Source organism: Actinoplanes sp. DH11, from assembly GCF_020873875.1.
Lineage (GTDB): Bacteria > Actinomycetota > Actinomycetes > Mycobacteriales > Micromonosporaceae > Actinoplanes.
Genome location: NZ_JAHWGU010000005.1, coordinates 294,209 through 319,607, shown reverse-complemented (window position 1 = coordinate 319,607; position 25,399 = coordinate 294,209). Strand labels below are relative to the sequence as shown.

The 25,399-nt window shown below is 72.1% G+C and carries 20 protein-coding genes; 10 read left to right on the top strand and 10 right to left on the bottom strand.

Annotated elements, in window-relative coordinates; all coding sequences use genetic code 11:
- Position 1 precedes the first annotated feature (1 nt).
- Genes yidD through glgX form a run of 4 tightly spaced genes read right to left on the bottom strand, consistent with a single transcriptional unit; the run spans position 2 to position 6,343 of the window.
- Complete coding sequence (gene yidD / locus LPA41_RS10175) at positions 2 to 241, bottom strand: membrane protein insertion efficiency factor YidD (RefSeq protein WP_374238140.1); 240 nt, start codon at positions 239 to 241, stop codon at positions 2 to 4.
- On the bottom strand, positions 238 to 1,965 hold the full coding sequence (treZ, locus tag LPA41_RS10170) for a malto-oligosyltrehalose trehalohydrolase (RefSeq protein ID WP_229069832.1): 1,728 nt from the start codon (positions 1,963 to 1,965) through the stop codon (positions 238 to 240). The genes yidD and treZ overlap by 4 nt, the downstream gene beginning before the upstream one ends.
- Positions 1,962 to 4,232 carry a malto-oligosyltrehalose synthase gene (treY, locus tag LPA41_RS10165; protein WP_229069831.1) on the bottom strand — a complete coding sequence of 757 codons (2,271 nt, stop codon included), beginning with the start codon at positions 4,230 to 4,232 and terminating at the stop codon, positions 1,962 to 1,964. Before treY ends, treZ begins: the two co-directional genes overlap by 4 nt.
- Positions 4,232 to 6,343, bottom strand: coding sequence for a glycogen debranching protein GlgX (gene glgX / locus LPA41_RS10160; protein ID WP_229069830.1), 2,112 nt, complete (start codon positions 6,341 to 6,343; stop codon positions 4,232 to 4,234). Before glgX ends, treY begins: the two co-directional genes overlap by 1 nt.
- 214 nt (positions 6,344 to 6,557) lie before the next feature.
- Between glgX and LPA41_RS10155 the strand changes: the two genes are divergently transcribed.
- The 4 genes from LPA41_RS10155 (at position 6,558) to LPA41_RS10140 (ending at position 11,434) form a co-directional block, all read left to right on the top strand.
- Positions 6,558 to 8,402 carry a glycogen debranching enzyme N-terminal domain-containing protein gene (locus LPA41_RS10155; RefSeq protein ID WP_255689512.1) on the top strand — a complete coding sequence of 615 codons (1,845 nt, stop codon included), beginning with the start codon at positions 6,558 to 6,560 and terminating at the stop codon, positions 8,400 to 8,402.
- Positions 8,399 to 9,637, top strand: coding sequence for a glycosyltransferase family 4 protein (locus LPA41_RS10150; protein ID WP_229069828.1), 1,239 nt, complete (start codon positions 8,399 to 8,401; stop codon positions 9,635 to 9,637). The genes LPA41_RS10155 and LPA41_RS10150 overlap by 4 nt, the downstream gene beginning before the upstream one ends.
- 82 nt (positions 9,638 to 9,719) lie before the next feature.
- Positions 9,720 to 9,947 carry a potassium transporter TrkA gene (locus LPA41_RS10145; protein WP_229069827.1) on the top strand — a complete coding sequence of 76 codons (228 nt, stop codon included), beginning with the start codon at positions 9,720 to 9,722 and terminating at the stop codon, positions 9,945 to 9,947.
- An 8-nt stretch (positions 9,948 to 9,955) separates the two neighbouring features.
- Entirely contained in the window at positions 9,956 to 11,434 is a 1,479-nt protein-coding gene (locus LPA41_RS10140) for a cation:proton antiporter (RefSeq protein WP_229069826.1), read from the top strand.
- 34 nt (positions 11,435 to 11,468) lie between these two features.
- Here the strand turns inward: LPA41_RS10140 and LPA41_RS10135 are convergent, their stop codons facing one another.
- Genes LPA41_RS10135 through LPA41_RS10120 form a run of 4 tightly spaced genes read right to left on the bottom strand, consistent with a single transcriptional unit; the run spans position 11,469 to position 14,693 of the window.
- On the bottom strand, positions 11,469 to 11,732 hold the full coding sequence (locus LPA41_RS10135; RefSeq protein WP_229069825.1) for a UBP-type zinc finger domain-containing protein: 264 nt from the start codon (positions 11,730 to 11,732) through the stop codon (positions 11,469 to 11,471).
- Positions 11,729 to 13,303, bottom strand: a complete 1,575-nt coding sequence (locus LPA41_RS10130) for a Na+/H+ antiporter (RefSeq protein ID WP_229069824.1) — start codon at positions 13,301 to 13,303, stop codon at positions 11,729 to 11,731. Before LPA41_RS10130 ends, LPA41_RS10135 begins: the two co-directional genes overlap by 4 nt.
- A 57-nt stretch (positions 13,304 to 13,360) precedes the next feature.
- On the bottom strand, positions 13,361 to 13,951 hold the full coding sequence (locus LPA41_RS10125; RefSeq protein WP_229069823.1) for a fibronectin type III domain-containing protein: 591 nt from the start codon (positions 13,949 to 13,951) through the stop codon (positions 13,361 to 13,363).
- Between the two features lie 31 nt (positions 13,952 to 13,982).
- Positions 13,983 to 14,693, bottom strand: coding sequence for an EcsC family protein (locus LPA41_RS10120; RefSeq protein WP_374238139.1), 711 nt, complete (start codon positions 14,691 to 14,693; stop codon positions 13,983 to 13,985).
- Between the two features lie 185 nt (positions 14,694 to 14,878).
- Between LPA41_RS10120 and LPA41_RS10115 the strand changes: the two genes are divergently transcribed.
- Positions 14,879 to 15,781 carry a proteasome assembly chaperone family protein gene (locus tag LPA41_RS10115; protein ID WP_229069822.1) on the top strand — a complete coding sequence of 301 codons (903 nt, stop codon included), beginning with the start codon at positions 14,879 to 14,881 and terminating at the stop codon, positions 15,779 to 15,781.
- A 104-nt stretch (positions 15,782 to 15,885) separates the two neighbouring features.
- Here the strand turns inward: LPA41_RS10115 and LPA41_RS10110 are convergent, their stop codons facing one another.
- Positions 15,886 to 16,467 carry a dihydrofolate reductase family protein gene (locus tag LPA41_RS10110; protein ID WP_229069821.1) on the bottom strand — a complete coding sequence of 194 codons (582 nt, stop codon included), beginning with the start codon at positions 16,465 to 16,467 and terminating at the stop codon, positions 15,886 to 15,888.
- Positions 16,468 to 16,696: 229 nt separating this feature from the next.
- Here LPA41_RS10110 and LPA41_RS10105 point away from each other — a divergent pair, with 229 nt between their 5' ends.
- The 5 genes from LPA41_RS10105 to LPA41_RS10085 all read left to right on the top strand — a co-directional run bounded on the left by LPA41_RS10105 (position 16,697) and on the right by LPA41_RS10085 (position 23,147).
- Positions 16,697 to 17,362 (top strand): hypothetical protein, encoded by a 666-nt coding sequence (locus LPA41_RS10105; RefSeq protein ID WP_229069889.1) that lies wholly within the window; start codon positions 16,697 to 16,699, stop codon positions 17,360 to 17,362.
- Between the two features lie 333 nt (positions 17,363 to 17,695).
- Positions 17,696 to 18,814, top strand: a complete 1,119-nt coding sequence (locus LPA41_RS10100) for a DMT family transporter (protein ID WP_229069820.1) — start codon at positions 17,696 to 17,698, stop codon at positions 18,812 to 18,814.
- 203 nt (positions 18,815 to 19,017) lie between these two features.
- Positions 19,018 to 20,103 carry a hypothetical protein gene (locus tag LPA41_RS10095; protein WP_229069819.1) on the top strand — a complete coding sequence of 362 codons (1,086 nt, stop codon included), beginning with the start codon at positions 19,018 to 19,020 and terminating at the stop codon, positions 20,101 to 20,103.
- A 19-nt stretch (positions 20,104 to 20,122) separates the two neighbouring features.
- Entirely contained in the window at positions 20,123 to 20,794 is a 672-nt protein-coding gene (gene trmB / locus LPA41_RS10090) for a tRNA (guanosine(46)-N7)-methyltransferase TrmB (protein WP_229069818.1), read from the top strand.
- A gap of 157 nt (positions 20,795 to 20,951) precedes the next feature.
- A complete protein-coding gene (locus LPA41_RS10085; protein ID WP_229069817.1) occupies positions 20,952 to 23,147 on the top strand; it encodes an ATP-binding protein in 2,196 nt (731 codons plus the stop codon).
- Positions 23,148 to 23,597: 450 nt separating this feature from the next.
- On the opposite strand, the gene ggt is transcribed toward LPA41_RS10085, so the two are convergent.
- A complete protein-coding gene (gene ggt / locus LPA41_RS10080) occupies positions 23,598 to 25,394 on the bottom strand; it encodes a gamma-glutamyltransferase (RefSeq protein ID WP_229069816.1) in 1,797 nt (598 codons plus the stop codon).
- Positions 25,395 to 25,399: the final 5 nt, after the last annotated feature.

The window sequence follows — 25,399 nt, the reverse complement described above, 5'->3', positions numbered from 1 at the left end:
GTCACGGAACGGGGTCCGAGGTACCGAAAGGGACACCGGGACGGCACCTGAGCAGCCGGGCGGCGGTCAGGCGCAGCCCCGGTCCGAGCCCGTGCCTCTCGATCGCCGCGAGGGCGTAGGCGCTGCAGGTGGGCGTGTACCGGCACCGGGTGGCCAGGCGCGGCGAGACGCGACGGTACAGCGTGATGCCGCGTGTCACGGCGCGCTGCGCCAGGCCTCCCGGAGCGGGTGTACGGGTCACCGCACCGCGACCACTGCCGCACTTTCCGCCGGCAGCACCAGACGGTCGCGCTGGACGACGACGCCCGGCTCGGTGGCGAGCAGCACGGAGCGGGCCGGGGAGCGCACGCTGACCGTCTGCTCGACCCCGGCCAGGTTGGCGGCCACCACGACGGATCCGCGGCGGACCACCAGGTGCTGGTCCCCGTGCCACACCTCGACGTCGTGCAGCCACGGGTCGGTCAGGGCGGGCACCTCGCGGCGCAGGCGGATCAGTTTGCGGTAGAGCTCGAGGATCTCGGCGTGGCCCGGCTTCTCCGGCTCCGACCAGTCCAGCTTGGAGCGCTCGAAGGTGGCCGGGTCCTGCGGGTCGGGCACCTCGGCCTCGTCCCAGCCGTGCCGGGCGAACTCCCGGCGCCGCCCGGTCTGCACGGCCTCGGCCAGCTCGGGCTCGGGGTGGCTGGTGAAGAACTGCCACGGGCTGCTCGCCGCCCACTCCTCGCCCATGAAGAGCATCGGCGTGAACGGCGAGGTGAGCAGCAGGGTCGCGCCGACCTTGAGCAGGCCCGGCGAGAGGGTGGCGGTGAGCCGGTCCCCGATGGCCCGGTTGCCGATCTGGTCGTGGTTCTGCAGGAACGCGACGAACCGGTGCCCGGGGATGCGCTGCCGGTCGACCGGGCGGCCGTGCCGCCGGCCGCGGAAGCTGGACCAGGTGCCGGCGTGGAAGAACGCGCCCTCCAGCACGGTACGCAAACAGTCCATCGACCCGAAGTCGCCGTAGTAGCCCTGGCGCTCACCGGTCAGCGCGGCGTGCAGCGCGTGGTGCACGTCGTCGTCCCACTGCGCGTCCAGGCCGTAACCGCCGGCCTCACGCGGCGTGATCAGCTTGGCGTCGTTGAGGTCGGACTCGGCGATCAGGGTGAGCGGCCGCCGCAGGTGCGCGGAGAGCGACTCGACCTCGACCGCGAGCTGTTCCAGCACGTGCACCGCGCCCTCGTCGTGCAGCGCGTGCACGGCGTCCAGCCGCAGGCCGTCCACGTGGTAGTCGCGCAGCCACATCAGCACGCTGTCGGCGATGTAGCGCCGCACCTCGCCGGAGTCCGGCCCGTCCAGGTTGAGCGAGCTGCCCCAGGTGTTGCTGCCGGTGCTCAGGTAGGGCGCGAACATCGGTGCGTAGGCGCCGCTGGGACCGAAGTGGTTGTAGACCACGTCGAGCACCACGCCCAAGCCCTTGGCGTGCGCCGCGTCGACGAACCGCTTCAGCCCGTCGGGGCCGCCGTAGGCCTCGTGCGGCGCGAACCAGCAGACGCCGTCGTAGCCCCAGTTGTAGGTGCCGTTGAACGCGTTGACCGGTAGCAGCTCGACCAGGTCGACGCCGAGGTCGACGAGGTGGTCGAGCTTCTCGATGGCGGCGTCGAACGTGCCCTGCGGCGTGAACGTGCCGATGTGCAGCTCGTAGAGGACCGAGCCGGGCAGTTGCCGGCCGGTCCAGTCCTGGTCGGTCCAGGTGAAGGCGGAGTGGTCGTAGACCCGGCTGAGCCCGTGCACGCCCTGCGGCTGCCACGGCGACCGGGGGTCGGGGAGCGGCTTGTCCTGCTCGGGCAGGAGGAAGCCGTAGTCGGTGCCGGCGCCGGACGGCAGGTCGAGCCGCCACCAGCCGCCGTCGGCGGACTCCATCTCGTGCTCGCGGCCGTCCACGACCAGCCGCACCGGCTTCTCCGGCGCCCAGACCTCGAAGATAGTCATTCTTTCACCAGGAGAGCGACGGGATAGGTGTGCAGGAGTTCGGCGACCGCCAGGCGATTGCCACCGTAACTGGTATTCGTGAACACTTCCGTCCAACTGTGTCCGTCGAGTGAAAGGGTCGTGTCGTGCCAGCCGCCGTGGCGTGACAATCCGACCGGCAGCCGGGTGGCCACCGCCACCACGCCACCGCGGTCGAAGGCGAGCACGTGCTCACCGACCCGGCCGTCGGCGAAGACCGGGCGGTAACCGGTGAACAGCTCCGGCCGCTGCCGGCGCAGGCGCAGCACCCGGCTGGTGACGAGCAGCTTCGCGGCGCCGGTGTCGTCGATCGGCGGCAGCCAGCCGTCGTCGATCCGGCCGAGCAGCTCGCGCCGCAGGCCGAAGTCGACCGGGCGGCGGTTGTCCGGGTCGACGAGCGAGTAGTCCCAGAGCTCGCTGCCCTGGTAGACGTCCGGGATGCCGGGCATGGTGAGCTGCACCAGCTTCTGCCCGAGCGAGTTGGACCAGCCGGGCGGCGCGATCGACGCGGCGAAGTCGCTGATCTCCCGGTGCAGCGCCGGGTCGTCGTAGATCCGGTCGACCAGCTGCCGCAGCGCGGTCTCGAACGACTCGTCCGGCCGCTGCCACGTGGTCGCGGCGCCGGCCTCGCGCGCGGCCTTCAGCGCGTACGCGTGCAGTCGTTCCCGCTCGATCGGCCACGCGCCCACCGCGACCTGCCAGATCAGATGGGCCAGCGACGGGTCCGGCAGCGGGGCGATCCGGACCCACCGGCGCACCACCTCGGTCCAGTCGCCGGGGACCTCGGAGAGGACGGCGAGGCGGGCCCGCACGTCCTCGCCGCGCTTGGTGTCGTGGGTGCCGAGCGACGTCATCGACTCCGGCCACTCGGCCTGCCGCTGCTCGGCGGCCTCGTGGAACTCGTCCGTCGAGACGCCGAAGTCGGCCGGGTCGTTGCCCACCTCGTTGCGGGCCACGAACCGGGTCCACCGGTAGAACGCGGTGTCCTCCACGCCCTTGGCCATCACCGCGCCGGTGAACTGCTGGAACCGGATCGCCAGTTCGTCGGCGGGGTTGCGCAGCCGGGCGGTGAGCTGGTCCAGCACCCCGATCAGGTGCGGGTTGCGGCGACCCGCCTCGGACCGGGCCTGCGCCAGGTGGCGGCTGCCGGCGGGCAGGTAGGACCGGTAGACCGGGAAGCAGGCGGCGAGTTCGGCCAGCGCCCGCGACGCGTTCTCCACCTCCGGGACCAGCCGGGTCAGCCGGGCCAGCTCGGCGGCGAGCAGGGTGGTGGCCACCGTGTACTTGGTCCGGTGCACCAGGTCCTGCCAGGACGTGGTGCCGCCGGTCAGGTGATGGTCGAGGGTGTCGAAGAACGCCTCGGTGCCCAGGTCCACGAAGACCCCGTTCACCTCGGCCATCGCGTCGTAGCCGGTGGTGCCGGCGACCGGCCAGGCGGGCAGCTTCTCCCCCGGTTCGAGGATCTTCTCCACCACCAGCCAGGCGTCCGGCGCGGCCTCCCGCAGCCGGGCGAAGTAGCCGGCCGGGTCGCGCAGGCCGTCCGGGTGGTCGACCCGGATGCCCTGGACGATGCCCTCGCGGTACCAGCGCAGGATCTCGGCGTGGGTGGCGTCGAAGACCTCCGGGTCCTCCACCCGCAGCGCGGCCAGTTCCACGATCGCGAAGAACCGGCGGTAGTTGATCTCGCTGTCGCCCCGGGTCCAGTTGACCAGCTCGTAGTGCTGCCGGTCGTGCACCTCACGCGGGCTGCCGTCGCCGGTCCCGTCGGCGATCGGGTACCGCTTGTCGAAGTAGTGCAGCTCGCCGTCCTCGACCCGCAGCTCGTCGAGCGCGTCCGGGTCGTCGGCGAGGACCGGGATCAGCAGCCGGCCGCGCGACCAGTCGATGTCGTAGTAGTGCGCGTACTGCGACTTCTGCCCGTTGCGCAGCACGTCCCACCACGTCGGGTTCGCCGGCGGGACGGCGACCCCGGCGTGGTTGGGCACGATGTCGGCGACCATGCCGAGGCCGGCCGCCCGTAGCGCGTCACTCAGGGTGCGCAGCCCTGCGCCGCCACCCAGCGCCGGGTTGACCTGGGAGTGGTCCACCACGTCGTAGCCGTGTTCGGAACCGGGCGTCGAGGTCAGCAACGGCGCCGAGTAGAGGTGGCTCACCCCGAGATCGGCCAGGTAGTCGACGATCTCGGCGGTGGCGGTCAGCGGGAAGTCGGGACGGACTTGAACACGGTAGGTGCTGCTGGGGTGGGGCATTACACCGTCCTGTCGAGCACGATGAGGGACCGGTCCGGCACCCAGAGGCTGTGTCCGGCCTCGACGACGGACGGGTGGTCCGGGTCCGGTTCGGCGGTTTCGATCACCTTTTCCCACTTCTCCCCGTACTCCGTGGGAGGAGTGGTGAATTCGAGCGGCGCGTCGTGCGCGTTGAAGAACAGCAGGAACGAGCTGTCCACGTGGCGCTGGCCGTACTGGCCGCGCTCCCGGATGCCCTCGCCGTTGACGAAGAGCGCGACCGCCCGGCCGAAGTCGTTGCCCCAGTCGTCGCCGGCCATCGGCCGGCCGTCCGGGGTGAACCACTCCAGGTCGGGCAGCGGGTCGCCGCCGCCGCGCGCGGTCACCGGCAGCCCGGTGAAGAACCGCCGGCGCTGGAACACCTGGTGCCGGTGCCGGAACGCGGTCAGCTTCCGGGCGAACTCCAGCAGCTGCTCGTCGGCGTTCTCCCAGTCGATCCAGCTGATCTCGTCGTCCTGGCAGTACGCGTTGTTGTTGCCCTGCTGGGTGCGGCCCAGCTCGTCACCGTGCGAGATCATCGGCACGCCCTGGCTGAGCATCAGCGTGGCCAGGAAGTTGCGCCGCTGCCGGGCCCGCAGCTGGAGCACCTTCTTGTCGTCGGTGGGTCCCTCGATGCCGCAGTTCCAGGACCGGTTGTGGCTCTCGCCGTCCCGGTTCTCCTCGCCGTTGGCCTCGTTGTGCTTGTCGTTGTAGGTGACCAGGTCGTTGAGGGTGAACCCGTCGTGCGCGGTCACGAAGTTGATCGAGTGGAAGGGCTTGCGGCCGTCGTCCTGGTAGAGGTCGGCCGACCCGGTGATCCGGGACGCGAACTCGGCCAGGGTGGCCGGCTCACCACGCCAGAAGTCGCGCACGATGTCCCGGTACTTGCCGTTCCACTCCGTCCAGTTGGGCGGGAAGTTGCCGACCTGGTAACCGCCGGGCCCGACGTCCCACGGCTCGGCGATCAGCTTCACCTGGCCGACGACCGGGTCCTGCTGCACCACCTCGAAGAAGGTGGAGAGCCGGTCCACGTCGTAGAACTCGCGGGCCAGCGTGGAGGCGAGGTCGAAGCGGAAGCCGTCGACGTGCATCTCGGTCACCCAGTACCGCAGCGAGTCCATGATCAGCTGGAGGCTCTGCGGGCTGCGCACGTTCAGGCTGTTACCGGTACCGGTGTAGTCCATGTAGAACTGCGGCTGGTCGTCGACGAGCCGGTAGTAGGTCCGGTTGTCGATGCCCTTCAGCGAGAGCGTCGGACCCAGGTGGTTGCCCTCGGCGGTGTGGTTGTAGACGACGTCGAGGATGACCTCCATGCCGGCCGCGTGCAGCGCCTTGACCATGCCGCGGAACTCCTGGGTCTGCTGTCCCAGGGTGCCGGTGGAGGAGTAACCGTGGTACGGCGCGAAGAAACTCAGGGTGTTGTAACCCCAGTAGTTGCGCAGCCCCAGGTCGTCGAGGCGGTTGTCGTGCACGAACTGGTGCACCGGCATCAGCTCGACCGCCGTCACGCCGAGCCCCTTGAGGTGCTCGATGATCGCCGGGTGGCCGATCGCGGAGTACGTCCCGCGCATGTCCTTCGGGATCTCCGGGTGCCGCTGGGTCAGGCCCTTCACGTGCGTCTCGTAGATCACCGAGTGGTGGTACGGGATGTCCGGGCGCCGGTCGTTGCCCCAGTCGAAGTACGGGTTCACCACGACGGCCTTCGGCATGTACTGCGCCGAGTCCAGATCCGACATCTGGTCCGGGTTCTCGAAGTCGTAGGCGTACATCGCCGGGTGCCAGGTGATGTCCGAGTCGACCGCCCGCGCGTACGGGTCGAGCAGCAGCTTGTGCGGGTTGCAGCGCAGCCCCCGGTGCGGCTCGTACGGCCCGTACACCCGGTAGCCGTACCGCTGGCCCGGCTCCACGCCCGGTAGGTACGCGTGCCAGACGAAGGCGTCCTGCTCGTGCAGCTGAACCTTGCGCTCGTTGCCGGAGGCATCGAAGAGACAGAGTTCCACCGCCTCGGCCACCTCGGAATAGATCGCGAAGTTCGTGCCCGTCCCGTCGTAAGTGGCACCCAGCGGATACCGGTGACCAGGCCAGACCTGCATATCGGTTGCTCCTACCCCTCGGCCATCTCATGTCGCACGACCGCCGGGCTGCAATGCCCACCAACCGGTGGTGCTAATCCTGCCCGGCCGCGTCTTGCGGCAATTCTCTCGGAATCGGCTGCTAACGTCGGCGCGACTGACCGGATCCCCGGTGATCTTCCCCATCCGGGGGTTTGGCGTGTTCGAAATCGAGAATTCAGGCGACGTGCCGCGCTTGGATCACTTCACCTTCGGCCCGCAGGTCTGCGGCGCTCTCACCCCGGATGCCGGCGCGGGCCGGGAGTGGCTGGTCACCGACGGCCTCGGCGGGCACGCCGCCGGCACGGTCAGCGGCTTGCGGACCCGCCGCCAGCACGCGCTGCTGACGGTGGCGGCCGACGGGACACCGCACGTGGCGCTCGCCTCCCTCGACCTCACGGTCACCCTGCCCTCCGGCGCCAAGGTGGCGTTGCACACCCACGAGTGGGCGTCCGGCGCGGTCGAGCCCGGCGGGCACCGGTACCTGGAGACGTTCACGCTCGACCGGGGCCTGCCCCGGTGGCGGTGGCGGATCGGCGACGTGGTGATCGAGCGGGAGCTGGCCCTGCGGCACGGTCATCCCTCGCTCGCCGTGGTGCACCGGGTGGTCAGCGCGCCGGCCCCGGTCGGGCTCGCCGTCGCCGCGATGTGCACCTGGCGCGCCGCGGACGCGACCCGGCACGCCGGCGGTGAGCCGCCGTCCACCGAGCCGGTCGCCGACGGGGTGGTGCTGGCCGGCGCGTACCGGCTGGCCGGTCCCGGCTGGCAGCCCGCCGGCCTCTGGCACCTGGGCGTGCGCACCCGCGCCGACGACACGGTCGAGGACCTCTGGCTGGCCGGCGCCTTCTTCCAGCAGGCCGGCGCGGGCGAGTCGATGGAGATCTCGGCGTGGGCGGGCACCCTGGGCGAACGGCCGCCACCCGCGTCGGCGGTGATCGCCGCGGAGCGGGAGCGCGCTCACCGGCTGGTCACCGCGGCCAAGGCGGAGGGGTACGGCGAGACGCTCGCGATCGCCGCCGACAGGTTCGTCGTCCGCACCCCGGCCGGACCGGAGGTGATCGCCGGTTACCCGTGGGGCGGCGGCGCACCCGGCGAGGCGATGACCGCGTACGAGGGGTTGTTCCTGGACACCGGCCGCGCCGACGAGGGCCGGGAGCTGCTGATCGAGCGGACCCGCGCGGCGGTGTCCGTGGACGCGCCGCGATCCGGGCCGGACGCCGTCGACTTCCCGCTCTGGCTGGTGCACGCGGTGGACCGGCACGTGACCCGGACCGGCGACAGCGACCTGGCCGCCGAACTCGCCGCGCCGCTGGGCCGGCTGCTGCGCCAGCGGCTGAACGGCACCGGTCCGCTCGCCGTGGACCCCGCCGACGGGTTGCTGCGGCTGACCGCGGACCCGGCCGGCGCGGCCCGGATCGGCAAGCCCGTGGAGATCAACGCGCTCTGGGTGAACGCGCTCGCGGCGATGGGTGACCTGCTCACCGAGGGCGGCTACGACGACGGCGAGCCGCGGTCCCGGCACGCGCGGGCCCGGACCTCCTTCCTGGCCGCCTTCCCGGCGCCGGAGGGCTGGCTCTACGACGTGGTCGAGGGACCTGCCTCGACCTACCCGCTCGGCGCCGGGACGCACCACGACGACCCGTCGCTGCGGCCCAACCAGCTCCTCGCCTGGTCGCTGCCGCACGGCCCGATGCGGGGCCAGGAGAGCGCGGCCATCCGTACCATCGGGGAGACGCTGCTCACGCCGCTCGGCCTGCGCACACTCGCCGAGAGCGAGTACGGCTACCAGGGCCGGCAGGCCGGTGGCCGGGACGGCACGGTGTGGCCCTGGCTGATCGGGCCGTGGGCGGACGCCTGCGCCGCCACCGGGCGCCCGGCCGAGGGACTGCTCACTGGTCTGGAGGCACACCTGACCGAGTGGGGTGTCGGATCGGTGAGCGAGAGCGCGGAGGGCGAGGCACCGCACCGGGCCACCGGCCGCCCGTTCGCCGCGAGATCGGTGGCCGAGGTGCTACGAGTGAGACGGGGGCTGTGTGCATGAGGATCCTGATGCTCTCCTGGGAGTACCCGCCGCTGCTCGTCGGCGGCCTGGGCCGGCACGTGCACGCGCTGGCGACCACCCTTGTCGCGGCCGGGCACGAGGTCACCGTGGTGACCCGGCACGCACCCGGCGCGCTGCTCGAGGAGTACGCCGAGGGCGTCCGCGTCATCCGCGCCCCGGACGACCCGCCGGCCTTCACCGTCGAGAACGGCGACATGCTCGGCTGGGCCCTGGCGTTCAACCACACGCTCACCCGGGCCGCCCTGCGCGCCGCCCGCACCGGCCGGTACGACGTGGTGCACGCCCACGACTGGCTCGTCGCGCACACCGCCGTGACGCTCCGCGACCACCTGGACATCCCGCTGGTCGCCACGATCCACGCCACCGAGTCCGGCCGGCACCAGGGGTGGCTGCCGGCGCCGCACAACCGCACCATCGACGACATCGAGCGCTGGCTGTCCACCGAGGCGATCCGGGTGATCGTCTGCTCGGCGTACATGAAGCGCGAGGTCACCCGCCTGTTCGGCGTGCACCCGGCCCGCACCGACGTGGTTTTCAACGGGGTCGACGCGCTGCGCTGGCGTGCCCGGCCGCGGGCGGTCGAGGCGGCCCGGGCACGGTTCGCCGGCGACGGCCCACTGATCAGTTTCGCCGGCCGGCTGGTCTACGAGAAGGGCGTGCAACACCTGCTCGCGGCCGTCCCGATCCTGCGCGAGCGCCACCCGGACCTTCGCGTGGTGATCGCGGGCGACGGCCCGTACCGCAGCGAGCTCGAAGCCCTGGCCACGCCCGGGGTGACCTTCGCGGGGTTCCTCGGCGGGCATGAGCTGACCGCCCTGATGGGCGCCTCGGACTGCTATGTGGTGCCGAGCATCTACGAGCCGTTCGGCATGGTCGCGCTGGAGGCGGCGGCCGCCGGCACGCCCGTCGCGGTCGCCGAGACCGGTGGCCTCACCGAGATCGTCGAGCACGGGGTGACGGGCGTGAAGTTCACGCCCGGCGACCCCGCGGCGTGCGCGGCGGCGACGGGTGCGGTGCTCGCCGACCGGGACTACGCCCGGTCGCTCGCGCTGCGTGCCCGCCAGCGCGTCCGCGAGGACTTCAACTGGCCGGCCATCGCGGCACGGACCGTCGCGGTCTACGGCCAGGCCCGCGCCTGCGACGCCGGCCAGGTCTCGCGGGAGGCGGAGAGCCTGCTCGGGCACGTCCCGACGACCCGGCACGCCACTGTCTGAGCAGGTCCGAGGGGAGTGTCGCGCAGGTCTCGGCGGGCGGCGCGTAATCGTCGCGACACAGAACCCCCCGTAGGATCCCGCCATGGGTAAAGGCGTTCACATCCAGGAACTTCCGGGAGTAGGCACCCGGTACGACATCGCGGTGGGCGGCGGTGGGCAGCGCGTCTCCGTCGTGCTGTCCCGGGACGGCAAACGGCACCTCTACGTGTTCGAGGACAGCGGGGACGAGCCGGGCGCCGTCCTGGAGCTCTCCGAGGAACAGGCCCGCAAAATCGGCGCGGTGCTCGCCGGCACGTACTTCGTCGACTAGGGCGACCGGTGCACGCGAATCTCATCGGCCTGGGCGCGCTGATCCTGGCCGCCGGGCTGCTGGCCCGGCTCGGCCGGCGGTTCCGGCTGCCGACCGTTCCGTTCTTCATGCTCGCCGGCATCCTGCTCGGCCCGTTCACCCCCGGCCTGACGCTCTTCGATCACCCCGAGGACCTGGACATGCTGGCCCTGCTCGGGCTGGTCCTGCTCCTCTTCCACCTCGGCGTGGAGTTCCCCGTCGAACAGGTGCTGGGCAGCGGCAAGCGGCTGTTCGCCGCGGCCGGTGCCTACATCGGCATCAACATCGGCGCCGGCCTCGGTCTGGGCTTCGCGCTCGGCTGGGGCACGTCGGAGGCGTTCGTCATCGCCGGCGCGGTGGGCATCTCGTCCTCCGCGATCGCCACCAAACTCCTCATCGAGTTACGCCGGCTGGCCAACGCCGAAACTCCGGTGATCCTCGGTGTGATCGTCATCGAGGACCTGTTCCTCGCCCTCTACCTGGCCCTGCTCACCCCGATCCTGTCCGGCGCCGACTCGGCCGGTGAGCTGGCCCTGCGCATCGGCATGAGCTTCGGTTACCTGGCCTTGCTCTTCGCGGTCGCCCGCTGGGGCGCCCGCCTGGTCGGCAAGGTGATCGACAGCCGCGAGGACGAACTGCTCGCCATCCTGATGGTCGGCCTGGTCGTGCTGGTCGCCGGGATCTCCGCCGAGGTCGGCGTCTCGGACGCGATCGGCGCGCTGATGATCGGCCTGGTGGTGGCCCGCACCTCGGTGAAGGAGCGGGCCGAACGCCTGGTCCTGCCGCTGCGCGACGTCTTCGCCGCGGTCTTCTTCGTGGCGTTCGGGATGAGCATCGACGTCGGCGCGATCGGGTCGGTCGTGGTGCCGGTGCTGATCGCGGTCGGCATCACGGTGCTCACCAACGTCAGTGCCGGCCTGATCACGGCCCGGCTGTTCGGCCTCAACCAGCGCGGCGCGGCGAACGTCGGCCTGACCGTGCTCGGCCGCGGCGAGTTCTCCCTGATCCTCGCCACGCTCGCGCTCGGTGCCGGGCTGGACGAGCGGGTCGGCCCGTTCATCGCGCTCTACGTGCTGATCCTGGCGGTGCTGGCGCCGATCCTCGCGGCCAACTCGCGGATGCTCGCCCGGTTCCTTCCGGACCGGCTGCTGCACACGCAGTGGCGGTACGTCCGGGAGGAGACGATCAGCACCGCCTGCACCCACATGGACCGGATCCACATCACCGAGACCGACACCGACGTCTGCCAGCAGTGCGTCGACTCCGGCGACACCTGGGTGCAGCTGCGCATGTGTCTCACGTGCGGCGAGGTGGGCTGCTGCAACGACTCACCGAACAAGCACGCGGACGCGCACTTCGCCGACACCGAGCACCCGATCATCCGCTCACTCGAGGAGGGTGACGGGTGGCAGTACTGCTACGTGGACGGCGCCCTCATCCGCGAACCGGCCGGGTCCACGCGCGGGTGAGCGAGCCGGCCGGGCGTGGTCCGCCCGGCCGGCTTCAGCCCAGCTGCTGGTGCACGTAGCACCAGCGCCAGCCCTCGCCCGGCTCGTAGGATCGCATCACCGGATGGTCCTGCTCCTCGTGGTGGCGCGACATGTGCCGCCGCGGGGAGGAATCGCAGCACCCGACATAACCGCAGCTCAGGCAGACTCGCAGGTGCACCCAGTCGGTGAACCCGCCGGCCACGCACTCCGGGCAGCCGCCGTCGAAGGGCGCCAGCGGCGCCGGGTCGCCGGCCTCCTTCAGATGCTCACAGATCAAGACTCGCTCCGTTGCAGCTGTGTCTCTTCCAGGTCCAGTTCGCGCTGGGCACGCACCAGCACCTCCTCGGGGATCCGCCCCTCGTTGCGGGCAATCTTGAAGACGTGCCGCTCCGCCTTGATCATTTCCCGCCGCAGCCGCCCGTACGCCGCTGACGGGGTTTCCTGCTGCTGACTGCCCAAACGCTCCCAGGCATTGTTCGACCGGCTCTCCACCAGGCCGCGCAACCGCGCCACCACGGCCGGCGGCGCGCTGCCGGCGTGCGCCTCCAGCGCCTCCAGGGCGGCCCGGCTGGCGGTGTGCTGGATGCCCGCCTCGGCCAGGGCGTCCTGCGCGCTGTTGTCCTCCTTGACCCGCAGCACCCGGGCCAGCGCGGGCAGGGTCGCGCCCTGCACCAGAAGGGTCAGCACGATGATCGCGAAGGCGACGAAGACGAACAGCTCACGGGGGTATTCGGGCACCCCGCCCACACCCGGCTCCGGCAGCGTCTGCGCCGCCGCGAGCGTCACCACCCCGCGCATGCCCGCCCAGGCGATCACGGTCGGCACGGCCGGTCGCGGCCGTTCCTCCCGGTTGCGGATCCGCGGGACCAGCCGGGCCAGATAGGTGGCCGGGTACATCCAGGCGAACCGCACCAGCACCAGCGTGGCGAAGACCGCGGCGGTGACCTGAACGGTGGTCGCCATGTCGGTCTCGATGCTGCCCACCACCTCGCGCAACTGGAGGCCCACCAGCAGGAAGACCACGCCCTCCAGCAGGAAGTTCACCAGTTTCCAGACCGCGTCCATCTGGAGCCGCGACGTCGGCGACAGCAGGAAGGGGATGCGGTGACCCAGGTAGAGACCGGCCACCACCACGGCCACCACGCTCGACGTGTGCAGCTCCTCGGCGACGATCACGACGACGAACGGGGTGAGCAGCGAGACCGCGTCCTCCAGCAGCGAGTCCTCGATCCTGCGGTGCAGCCAGGCCGCGGCGACCGCGAACACGAACCCGATCACCAGGCCGCCGCCCGCCTTGAGCGCGACCTCCTGGCTGATCTCCCACAGCCCTACCGCCGCACCGGCCAGCGCACCCGCCGCGACCCGCACCATGACCAGCGCGGTCGCGTCGTTGAGCAGGCTCTCGCCCTCCAGGATCGTCACCACCCGGCGGGGCAACCCGACCCGGCGGGCGATGGCGGTCGCGGAGACGGCGTCCGGTGGGGCGACGATCGCACCCAGCGCGACACAGGCTGCCAGCGGCACCGCCGGCAGCAGCAGGTGCACCACGAACCCGATCACGAACGCGGTGAGCACCACCAGACCGACCGCGAGCAGCAGGATCGGCCGCAGCGCCAGCCGGAACGCGGGCACCGAGGTCTGCAGCGCCGCCACGTACAGCAGCGGCGGCAGAATCCCGATGAGCACCAGCTCCGGCTCGAGATGCGCCTCCGGGAAGCCCGGCACGTAGGACAGCGCCAGCCCGGCGACGAGCAGCACCAGCGGCGCCACGAAACCGAGGCGGCGGGCCAGCGCGGCGCCGACCACGGAGATCGCTACGAGCACGACCGTGTCGACGATGGCTTCCATGCCGGGAAGCTTAGAGACTGACCCGCCGATCGTCCGCTCCCGGACCGGCCACGGGCGTCACGCCGTGGTGCTCACCACATCCGAGCGCGCGATCGTCCGGGTGTAGGTGCCCTCCAGCGTGCCGGTGTGCTTGCGCACCACATCCACCGAGAAGACGTACGGCGTGCCCGGCGTGAGACCCGTCACGGTGGCGCTGACCTCACCGCAGGCCGCCGGGGTGACAGTGGTCCAGCCGACCTCGTCCTGCTCGCCGACCTGCAGATCCTGCGTGGCGGCGGTGACCCGGTAGTCGACGATGTCCGCACCGCCCGGGTGGTACCAGCTCACCACGGCGCTGGTGCCCCCCGGCACCACACCCAGTCCGTTGATCACGCCGGCGCCGCGCGGGGCCGGCGTGCAGGACGGGTTCGGGTTCGGGGCCGGGGGCGTCGTGGCGGGCGGGGTCGGCAGCGTCAGCTCCGGTGTCGGCGTGGCCTTGCCGTACTTCGTCACCGGCGACGGCGTGGCCTGACCGGCGGCCACCCGGATCCAGTCGGCGCCGTTCTCGGTCGCCGGTGTGGTGGCCGACTCGGCGGACGCGCAGCCCGCGATCAGCAGCGGCAGCGCGAGGGCGGACAACAGGGCGGCGGACTTCCGGATTCGCAGCACGTCAGGAGGATCGGGCGGGAACGCCGGATCCTTAGGGCCTTCCCCCGCCGGATTCCGGCATCGGCCGGGCGGCCGGGTCCGTGGTGCGGTAATGGATCCGGGCGCGGGCGGCCAGGTCACGGGTCGCCGCCGAATTGGCCCAGGTGCCGAGGACCACCCCGCCGAGCGGGATCATTTTGGCGAAGACGCGCTTCGCCGCGCGTACGCCCGCCATCTGCGCCAGGCGCACGCCCAGAGTGACCAGGACACGCGCCATCGGCGTGCCGCCGGCGCCGGTGAAGAGGCGGCTGGCACGCTCCCGGCCGGCGGCGACACCCAGCGCGGTACGCGCGGTCTCCGCCACCTTGTGCACCCGCTGCAGAACCAGCAGCTCGGTGGCGCGCTCCGGCGCCGTCGGGTCGGCGCCGTGCGCGGCCGCGACGTGCAGCACCATCCGCGCCTGCGTCCACGCGAGCACGCCGACGTCGAGGACCGCGCCCGGCAACCCGGCCGCGCCCGACACGGCACCGGAGACCCGGGCCAGCGTGGTGAACCGCTTGACGGCGAGCGCCGCCAGTTCGTCCGGGCCGGCGTCCGGGCGCTCCTCGCGCATCCGGCCGATCCAGCGCTGCGCCTCCGGGCCGAGACGCCGGACGGCTTCCAGCGCCAGGTGCTCCGGGGCGTACTGCGGGTCGGACTTCATCCGGGCCCAGAGCGTGCTGGGCGGTGCGGTGTTCTCCAGGAGGGGTACCGGCTGACTCACACATCGCTCCGAGGGGGCGTAGAAGTGGATCTGAACCCAGTGTGCCCGGTCCGCGCACGTCGCCGGTTGCGCCGATGTCGTACGCGTACGCAAGAATTCGGCGGGGCCGGAATGAACCCACCCGGCGCCGGTGTTGGCACAAGAAGCCCGCGGAAGCGGGCATCGCTCTCAAGGAGGACCGCAGCGTGCTCGACCCCCACGGGCTCTACGAGGTGGCCGGTGACCTCCCGGCCCTGGACAGCCCGGTGCTCATCCAGGCGCTCACCGGGTTCGTCGACGCCGGCAGCGCGATCCAGCTGGCCCGGGACCACATGCTGGAGAACCTGGAGAGCGAAGTCGTCGCGACGTTCGACCTGGACCAGCTCCTCGACTACCGCTCCCGCCGGCCGCCGATGGTCTTCGTGGCCGACCACTTCGAGAGCTACGAGGAACCCAGCCTCGCCCTGCACCTGGTGACCGACCAGCTCGGCACCCAGTTCCTGCTGCTCGCCGGCCCCGAACCGGACCTGCAGTGGGAGCGGTTCATCGCCACCGTCACCGAACTCATCGAACGGCTCGGCGTCCGCGTCACGGTCGGCCTCAACGCCATCCCGATGGCCGTGCCGCACACCCGCCCGGTCGGGATGACCGCGCACGCCACCGACAAACGCCTGCTCGGCGACCACGAGGCCTGGCTGCAGCGGGTGCAGGTGCCGGCGAGCGTCGGCAACCTGCTGGAGTTCCGGCTCGGCAACACCGGCCACGACGCCCTGGGGTACGCGGCGCACGTCCCGCACTACCTCGCGCAGACCGGTTACCCGGCCGCCGCCGAACTGCTGCTCGACTCGGTCTCGGCGAGCACCGGCCTGGCACTGCCGACCGGCGCCCTGCGCGAGTCGGCCAAGCTGGTCCGCGAAGAGGTCGACAAGCAGATCGCCGACGACGAGCAGGCCGGCCGCCTGGTGACGTCGCTCGAGGCACAGTACGACGCCTTCGTCCGCGGCCGCCAGGGCAACCTGCTCGCCGACTCCGACGCCCCGCTGCCCACGGCCGAGGAACTCGGCGCCGAGCTGGAGCGCTTCCTGGCCGAGCAGAGCCGGGACGAGTAACGGGCCCGGCCGGTTCCTGCCGGCCGGGCTTTCCCGCCCGCTGTCCTCTCCGCGCGTTGTCCTCTCCGCGCGCTGTCCTTCTCGCGCGTTGGCCTTCTCGCGCGTCAGGATGTGTGCGGGGTGGGCCGATAGACGAGTTCCTGGGTGCGGCCGTCGAGGGTCCGCGACGCGACCAGGTCGAGGTCGAAGTCGGCGGCACCGGCGAACACCGGGTCGTCCCCGGTCTGCCCGGTGATCACCGGGAACACCGTGACCTGCACGAAGTCGACCAGCCCGGCCGCCATCAGCGCCCGGTTCATCGCCAGGCTCCCGTGCGACCGCAGCGGCACGTCCGACTCCGCCTTGAGCCGCGCCACGACCTCGACGGCGTCGCCCTTGGCCACGACGGCGTCCGGCCAGTCGAGCGGCTCGGTCAGCGTGCTCGACACGACGACCGCCGGCAGATCCAGCATCCGCCGTACCCACGCGTCGTGCACGGTCTCCTCGGCACCACCGGCCACCAGCTGCGTGAAAGCCCGGTACGTGTTCGCCCCGAACACCATCCGCTGCGCCGGCGCGTATGTGGCCGACCGGTGCGCGAGCAACTCGGCCCCCTGCTTGCCCCAGTAACCACCCCAGTCGGCGGAGGTCACCCCGCCGAAGCCGTCCAAACTGGTGAAGACGTCAAAAGTGTACGTAGCGGTCACGTCGCTCTCCTCGATCGCGTCTCGAACGCTGCCGAGCAGTCAGACCAGCCCCCGCACCGGAACTCATCGGCGGCCGCCGGATCAGACACCTCGTACCGCCGCTTTCGCGTTGGGAATGTCGTACCCGTCGATTAGTATGTATGTACGAAAGAGGGGCCCTGAGCTGCTGATCTTCGGCCGATTTTGTGCCGGGCAGCGCGAGTGAGGAGACGACGTGACCACGTCCACCATGTCCACGATCTCGACCAACCCCGTGCCCGTGATCCCTCCCTACGCGACGATGCTCGGCTTCACCCGCTACGTGTCGCGCACCGGGCCGGCCAAGGCCACGTTCGTCGGCGGCCTGCGCAAGCAGCGGGAGCGGCGGTCCGGGTTCAACCCGCACGGCCAGCTGGTGAAAGCCCTGAAGGCGGACATCGCGTTCCGCACCGGCGGCAGCTACCTCGACGGCGTCGTCGGTCTGGTGAAGGAGCGGTGGAAGCCGCTCTACGAGTCGCTGCGCGGCGGCGCGGCGGCCTACCTGGCCTCCCTCGGCGACCCGGAGCAGGTCAGCCTCGCGCAGACCCGGGACGCGATCGCCACGGTCGGCCCGCTCGCCGTGAAACTCAACCCGCACTTCGGCCTGCGCCACGCGGACGGGCACCGCGAGGCCGTCCGGCTGCACTTCGACGAGGAGCCGCCGAGCACCGAGGCCGTCACCGCCATGCTGCACCTGATGGCCCGCCACATGGACCAGATCCTGCCCGACGCCGAGCCGGTCCTGGTCGACGTCCGCCGCGGCGTCACCCACCGCCTCGGCACCACCGCCCCGGCCGCCCACGTCGACAGCTGGCTGGCCGGCGAGGCAGCCGCCTTCACCGCCATGTGGGCCGCCACCGCCACCCCCGCCGCCTGACTTCTCCCCCATCTCCCTCCCCCGGCTTCCCGCAGCTCCCTCCCCCGCTCTTCCCCGGCGCGGCTCCCCACGCGCCGGGGAAGTCCGCGTCCTGCCCCGCCGCCCTTGCCCCGCTCCCTCTCGTTCCGCGATGCGGACCGCCGGGACAGCGGGAGCGGGGTGCTTGCCGCGGCCGCTAGGCTGCCCGGCGTGAGTCTTTCTCTCGGCAACCTCGGCCCGCCGCGCTCCTGACCGGAGCGCCCGCCTGACCGTTCGAGCACCGCTCGACCGGTGATCTTCTGCTGCGCTCCGGTGCCTGCCGACACCGACTCACTTCGTCCTTCCGGAGCGCACGTGTTCACCAAATCCTTCACCCTGCCCACTGCCGCCGGCGCGCGCCTGAGCCTGCTGCAACTCTCCGCCGCCGGCATCCTCTGGGGCACCGCCGGCGTCGTCGTCCAGGTCGTCGCCGAGAGCACCGGCCTCGGCGCCGTCGCGATCGGGTTCTACCGGCTGCTGTCCGCGGCCGCCGTCATGCTGCTCATCGGCCTGCCCGCGCGGCGGCAGATCGTCGCGGCCTTCCGGGGCGCACCCGTGACGATCGTCCTCGCCGGCGTGGGGCTGGCGGCGTACCAGGCGCTGTACTTCGTCGCGGTACGCCTCGCCGGCGTCAGCATCGCCACCGTGGTCAGCCTCGGCATCGCCCCGGTGCTGCTCAGCGCGTGGGAAACCGCCCGTACCCGGCAACGCCCCGGCGCCGCGGCCCTCGCCGCGTCCGGTGCCGCCATCCTCGGCCTGGTGCTGATCGCCGCCGCTACCGCCGGGCCGGGTTCAACCGGGCATGATGCGACCGGGCCGGGTGCGATCGGGCCGGGCGCGACGGCCGGGCCCGGTGCGACGGCTGCCGGGCTGGGGCTGCTGGCGGCGGTCGCGTCGGGCATCGTGTACGCCGCGTCGACCGCGCTCAGCCGGCACACCACCCAGGGCGTACCGCCGATGATCCTGACCACCCTGTCCTGCACCATCGGGGCGGTCACGCTGCTGCCGATCGCCGCCGTGGAGGGGCTCACGTTCACGCCGCGGGCGGAGCCGGTCGCGCTGCTCGTCTACGCCGGGGCGGTCACCACGGCACTGGCGTACGCGCTGTTCTACACCGGTCTGCGGCGCACCACCGGCAGCGTGGCAGTGGTCGTCACGCTGCTGGAACCGCTGACCGCCGCCCTGCTCGCGGTGCTCCTGATCGACGAGCCGCTGGGCGCCGCCACGATCGCCGGCGGGATGCTGCTGCTGGGCGCGGTCGCGACGCTGTACGTCGGCGCCAAGGACCCGGCCACCGCGCCCGCCGAGACCGAGGCCAGCGCGCCCCGATCCAGCGCCGCGCCCGCCGAGACCGGCGCGAACCGGCCCGGCGCAGCCCCCGCCGAGACCGGGGCGGGCGGAACCGGCTCGGTGCCGGCCGAGAAGCGGGCCTGACGGACCCGGCTGCCACAAGCCCCCATCCACCAGCGAAAACGGCCGGGGCGACACCCCGTCCCGGCCGTTAGTCCCATCCGACATCAGACGAAGAGATGTGATTTTTCCGGTCACAGCGTGGTTCCCGCTCAGCAGCTCGCCGGTTGCGACGATGCTTCCAGGTGCAAGCGCAAGTGAGGCAGAACTTCGGGGGGCGTTCGGCCATGAAGAGCATCGGTCAGGCAGCGGGCAACGTGGCGATCGCAGCGGCCGCAGGTGTGTGCTGCGTCGTCTGCAACCCGGGCGTCGCAGCAGCCGGAAGCAGCACGGCAGCCGGCAGCGCGGCGACCGCGGCGACCGCGGCGGCGAACGTCGCGGCGGCCAAGAGCGCGGCCGGCACCACGGCCGGCAGAACGGCGAGCAGCACGGCCGGCAAGACGGCGAGCAGCCAGCTGCCGAGCCTGGTCGCCTACGTTCGCGGCGGCGACGTCTACACCAGCAAGGGCACCACCGAGAAGCGGCTCACCACCGGCGGCACCAGTGCCCGGCCGCGCTGGTCGCCGAACGGCAAGCAGCTCGCCTTCCTGAAGGACGGCCAGCTCTGGACGATGAACGCGGACGGTTCCGGGCAGCGCCGGCTCACCACCCGGGCCGCCGACGGCCCGTCGTGGTCGCCGGACGGCAAGTGGATCGCGTTCTCGTCGCTGTCCTGCAACGGCGGGCCCGGCGTCTACCGGATCTCGGCCGCCAAGCCGGCCAAGAACCCGGAGGTGCTGTTCCCGCGTGACTGCCGGGGCGAGGCGCTGCCCGAGGCGGCCGCGAATGCCGGGCAGAAGGAGCTGAGCAGTGACAACACGGTCGCCTGGTCGCCGGACGGCAACCAGCTCGCGTTCCGGGGCGGCGACTGCGAGTCGATCTACGACACGTGCCTGAGCCTCGGCGACGTGCGGACCGGCGGCGAGCGGACGGTGGCCGCCTACGGCGGTGGCAGCGTGCAGAACCGTGGTTTCGCGGCGGTGCCGAGCTGGCGTTCGGACGGGGCGAAACTGGCGTTCACCGCGTACCAGGAGGGTGAGACGGCCGAGGAGAGCAAGCCGGTGCACCTGGTGGAGTACGACGCGATCACCGGTGCGAAGCGCACGATCGGCAACGCGATGGACCGGGAACTCGACTACGTCGACGCCGGCCGGGCCGTCATCACCAGCGAGAACGCCGGCACCTCCTGGGTGACGGTGGTGGGTTTGGCGAACGGCCTGCGCACCCCGTTCAAGTCGGGTTCGCAGCCGAGCGTGCAGCCGGTGCTGCGCTGACAAATACGATGGGGCGGCCATGACTGACACCAACATCCGGCCCATCCGTACATTTCATCCTCGCCGGGGGCGGATGAGCAGCCGCCATGCGGACGCTCATGCCGCCCTCTGGCCACAGTGGGGCCTGGAGGTCACCGACGGTGACCGCAGCGCGCTCGACCTCACCGCGTTGTTCGGGCGCGCCGCTCCGGCCGTACTCGAAATCGGTTTCGGCATGGGCGACGCGACCGCGGCCATGGCCGCAGCGGACCCGGACCGAGATTTTCTCGCTGTCGAAGTGCACACGCCGGGCATCGGCAACCTGCTGGCGATCGCCGGTGAGCAGGGGCTGACGAACATCCGGGTGGCGCACGGCGACGCCATGGAGCTGGTCCACCGGATCGCGCCGGGTGCGCTGGACGCGGTGCACGTCTTCTTCCCGGACCCGTGGCCGAAGGCGCGTCACCACAAGCGCCGGCTGATCCAGCCGGGCAACGTCGCGCTGCTGCGGGAACGCCTTCGCCCGGGCGGTGTGCTGCACTGCGCCACCGACTGGCCGGCGTACGCGGAGGCGATGACGGAGACCCTCGACGCGGACCAGGGCCTTCGCCGCCTTCCGGCGACGCCGCATGCGCGGCCGGAGACCAAGTTCGAGAGGCGCGGGGCCGCGGCGGGGCGTCCGATCACCGATTTGCGGTACGCGCGACGCTGAGTAACGGGAGTGGCCCGGGGCCGGTCGCCGGACCCGGCCCGCACCGGTGCCGCTCCCACAGCGGCTGAGATGCCGCAGCCACCGGCCGCGGCCGCAAGCCGCCAATTCACCCCCTTTAAGCCCTTTCGCACCTCTACCCTTGAGGGGGAGGTCAGCCATGCGCCGAGATGACGCCGGCATCGACGCCGGGCGGTCCGGAGGGACCGGTGCGGCGGCAGCCGCGGCGCTCGCACGTGCGGCCGCACCTCACGGGGGGACGGCCGCCGGTGGGCACTCACCGGCGGCCGCCGACACGCACGCCGGCTCGTTCCGCCAACTGCTGGCCGGCGCCGCCACGACCGGACCCTCCCTGCACCGCGGCGTGCTGACCAGCGGATCCGCCGACCAACTTGCCGCGCTGACAGCCCGGGCGGCGGGCGCACCGAGCGCCTGCGTGCAGTTCGTGGAGGATTCGCGGCTGCGGCTCTACGGCAGCTGGGGCGTCGCGGCCGACTGGGACGTGCTCGCCGAGACCGGCCTGGAGAACTCGCTCGGCGGCGTGGTCGTGACCGGCGGCGGCACCCTGATGGTCGAGGACGCCGCCCAGGACGACCGGGTCCCCGACGGCGTGCTCAAGTCGAACGGCGGCGCCTACCTGGGCTGCCCGGTGCACGACCGTTCCGGCACGGTCATCGGCGTCTGCTGCGCCTACGACCACCGGCCGCGCGCCTGGACACCCGACCAGGTGGCCGCCGTCTCCGAGGCCTCCGAAGTGGCGACCCTGCTGATCGGCGAACAACTCGACCGCTACGAGCTGGAACAGCAGCACCGCTTCCTCGACGCCGTGCTGGACAGCCTGCACGACGGCGTGGTCGCCTGCGACGCCACCGGCCGGATCGCCCTCGTCAACGAGCGGATGCGCCGGCTGTGGGGTGACACCGTCTTCGGCACCGAGGCCGTGCCCGGCCTGACCGACGCGACAGGCACCCCGCTGACCCGCGACGACCTGGGGCTGAACCGGGCGTTACGCGGCGAGGTGATCCGCGACGAACCGGTCGCGCTGCACGGCCGCAGCCGCCGGACCCACTACTACGTGATGGACGCGCAACCGATCCGCGGACTCGACGGCCGGGTGCTGGGCGCGGTGCAGGCGGTGCAGGACGTCACCCGCCAGCGCCGGGCCGAGCGGTTCCGCAGCTGCGAACTGGCCGTCACCACCGCCCTGGCCGAGGCCGCGAGCATCGAGGCGGCCGGGCCCCGGGTCCTGGAGGCGGTGGTCGGCACCCTGGACTGGGTGCACGCCGAACTGTGGATGGTCGACGACGGCACGATCCGCGCGGCCGCCCGCTGGAGTGCTCCGGGGTGGCCGTCCGGCATCCCGGTGCCGGAACGGCTCGCCTACGGGCAGGGGCTGGCCGGTCGCGCCTGGCAGGTGGACAAGCCGCTCTGGATCCGCGACGTAGGCCGCCCGCAGAGCCTGATCTCCCCGGACACGTCGGCCGACCGGCTGCACACCGCGCTGGCCATCCCGGTGCACGACCACTCCGGGCCGATCGGCGTACTGACCGTCTTCGCCGACGCCATCGAAGATCCCGAGGACGAACTCGTCGCGCTGATGTCCGGGATCGCCGCGCACCTCGGCCAGTTCGTCGAGCGCCGCCGGGTCGAGGACCTGCAGCGGCAGCTGACCCGCAGCAAGAACGAGTACCTGGCGCTGATCGGCCACGAGCTGCGTACCCCGCTCACGTCGATCAGCGCGTACACCGAACTGCTCCGCGAGGCCGACGAGGCGACCCTGGTCCGGGACGGGCCCCGGCTGATCAAGGTGATCGAGCGGAACACCACCCAGCTCCGGGACATCATCAACGAGCTGCTGGAGCTGTCCGCGCTGGACGCCGGGCACGCCGACGTCCGGCGTACCCCCATCGACCTGGCCGCCGTCGTCCGCGACGTGGTGGACCGGACCCGGTCGGCAATCCACGGCACGCCCGTGGTGATCGACGCCGACCTGCCGGGCGAACTGATCGTGCCGGGCGACCGGGACCGGCTGCGGCACATCGTGCAGAACCTGCTCGGCAGCGCGGTCCGCTACAGCCCCGACGGCGGCCACGTGGCCGTCTCGCTGCGCAACACGGGCCGGGCCGCGGAACTGGCCGTCTCGGACGCGGCGGGCGACGTGCCCCGCGCCGAACGCGAGGAGATCTTCACCGGTCACTACCGGACCAGCCGCGCGAACGACCATGTGATCCCCGGCGGCGGGCTGGGCCTGACGCTGAGCCGGGCCGTCGTCGAACGGCACCACGGCAGCGTCGAACTGACCGGCGGCGACTCAGGCACAACAATCCTGATCCGCCTCCCCCTAGAGGCCCGCTGACCCCTCGCGCCCCACCCCAGCTGTCACCCACGGCTGCCCACCGCCCCCAAAACCAACCGCCCGTGACAGCCACCCCACCCCGGCCGTCACCCACGGCTGCCCGCCGACCCCAGAAACAGCCGTGGGTGACAGCCACCCTCCGGCTGTCACCGGTGGCTGCCCGACCACCCGGAAACCAGATGTCCGTGACAGCCACCCGGCCCGGCTGTCATCCACGGCTGCTTGGCGGGCCCAAAAACAGCCGTGCGTGACAGCCACCCGGCTGGGGCTGTATCCACGGCTGCTTGGCGGGCCCAAAAACAGCCGTGGGTGACAGCCACGGCTGGCTGTCACCCACGGCTGTCTGGCGGGCCGGGGAACAGCCGTGCGTGACAGCCACCCGGCTGTGGCTGTCACGGGCAGCTGTCTCGGGAGCGGGGGAACAGCCGTGGGTGACAGCCGGAGAAAGGGTCAGCGCTTCGGGTGGACCACGCCTGCTGCTCCCCCGCCGCGGCGGGTGGGCTCGGAGGAGGCGATCAGGCCGCCGCCCCGGGTGAACTCGATCGCGGTCGCCGCGCCGAGTTCGGCCACGTCCGGGCCGAAGGTGTGCCCGAGTGCGGTGAGCGCCGGCCCGTACCGCGCCCGGAAGGCGGGCTCGGCCTGGATGCCCGCGGAGTTGCGCTGCGAGGCCCGCGGCGCCGCCATCGCCTCCGGCAGTGTCATCCCCAGGTCGAGCCGGTTGATGAGCACCTGGAGCACGGTGGTGATGATCGTGGCGCCGCCGGGCGAGCCGAGCGCGAGGAACGGCTTGCCGTCCTTCAGCACGATCGTCGGCGACATCGAGCTGCGCGGGCGCTTGCCGGGGCCGGGCAGGTTCGGGTCGGCCGCGTCGCCCTGGGTGGGGGCGAAGTTGAAGTCGGTCAGCTCGTTGTTGAGCAGGAAGCCCCGCCCGGGCACGACCATCGCGTTGCCGCCGGTCTGTTCGATGGTGAACGTGTATTCGACCACGTTGCCCCACCGGTCCGCCACGGTCAGGTTTGTCGTGCTCTGTCCCTGCTCGGTGGGCCCGCCCACGGTGGCCGGCGTGCAGCCGCGCGCGGTCAGGTCACCGGGCGGCACCGGCTTGGTGAGCGCCTTGCCCGGGTTGATCTGGCAGGCCCGTTGCGCGGCCCACCGGTCGGAGACGAGTTGCCGCACGGTGCGCTGCGGGGTGTCCGCCCCGACGTACCGGTTGCGGTCGGCGAAGGCGAGCGCCGACGCCTCGAGGTAGTAGTGCAGCTTGTCGGTGATGGACGCGCCGGCCGGCAGGCCCTTCTCGATGATGTTGAGCGCTTCGCTGACGGCGACGCCGCCGCTGGACGGCGTGTTCATGCCGTAGACGGTCAGCCCCCGGTAGTCGGAGCGGGTCGGCTCCGGGAAACGCAGCCGGTACCGGGCCAGGTCGGCCTTGGTGAGCTCACCGGGACGGATCGGGTACGCCCAGGTGCCGGTCGGGTCGTCCGCAACCGGCGGCCGCTGGACCGTCTCCACCAGGTCGTCGGCGATCGCCCCGCGGTAGAAGACGCCGGTGCCCTTGCGGGCGATCAGCCGGTACGTGTCGGCGAGGTCCGGGTTGCGCAGCGTCGTGCCGACCGCGGGCGGCGCACCGCCGGGCAGGTAGATCTCCCGGGTGGAGTCGAACTGGCCGAACGCGGCCGCGTTGTCGGCCACCTGCTGCCGGAACGTCGCGTCCACCGGGAAACCGCGGTCGGCGACCTGCGCGGCCGGCCGCAACCCGTCGGCGAGCGACCGGGTGCCCCATTTGCGGGCCGCCGCCTCCCAGGTGGCCAGGGTGCCGGGCGCGCCGACGGAGAGCCCGCTGACGCGTGCCTCGGCGAAGTCGTACGGCAGGCCGTCCGCCGGGTCGATGAAGTAGTCCTCGGTCATCGTGGCCGGCCCGGTCTCGCGGCCGTCGATGGTGGAGACGGTCCGGCGCTTGGCGTCGTAGTGGACGAAGAAGCCGCCGCCCCCGATGCCTGCCGAGAACGGCTCGGTCACGCCGAGGGTGGCTGCGGCGGCGATCGCGGCGTCCACCGCGTTGCCGCCTTTGCGGAGCACGTCGAGGCCGACCGCGGTGGCGGTCGGGTCCACGGTGGCGACGGCCCCGCCGTACCCGCTGGCGGTGGGCCCGAGGGCCGGCGCGCCGCCGCCCGCCGCAGCGGGTGGGGCCGCGACCGCGACCCCCAGGGTGGTCAAGGACAGCGCAGTGAACGCGGACAGGAACCGCATCGGCC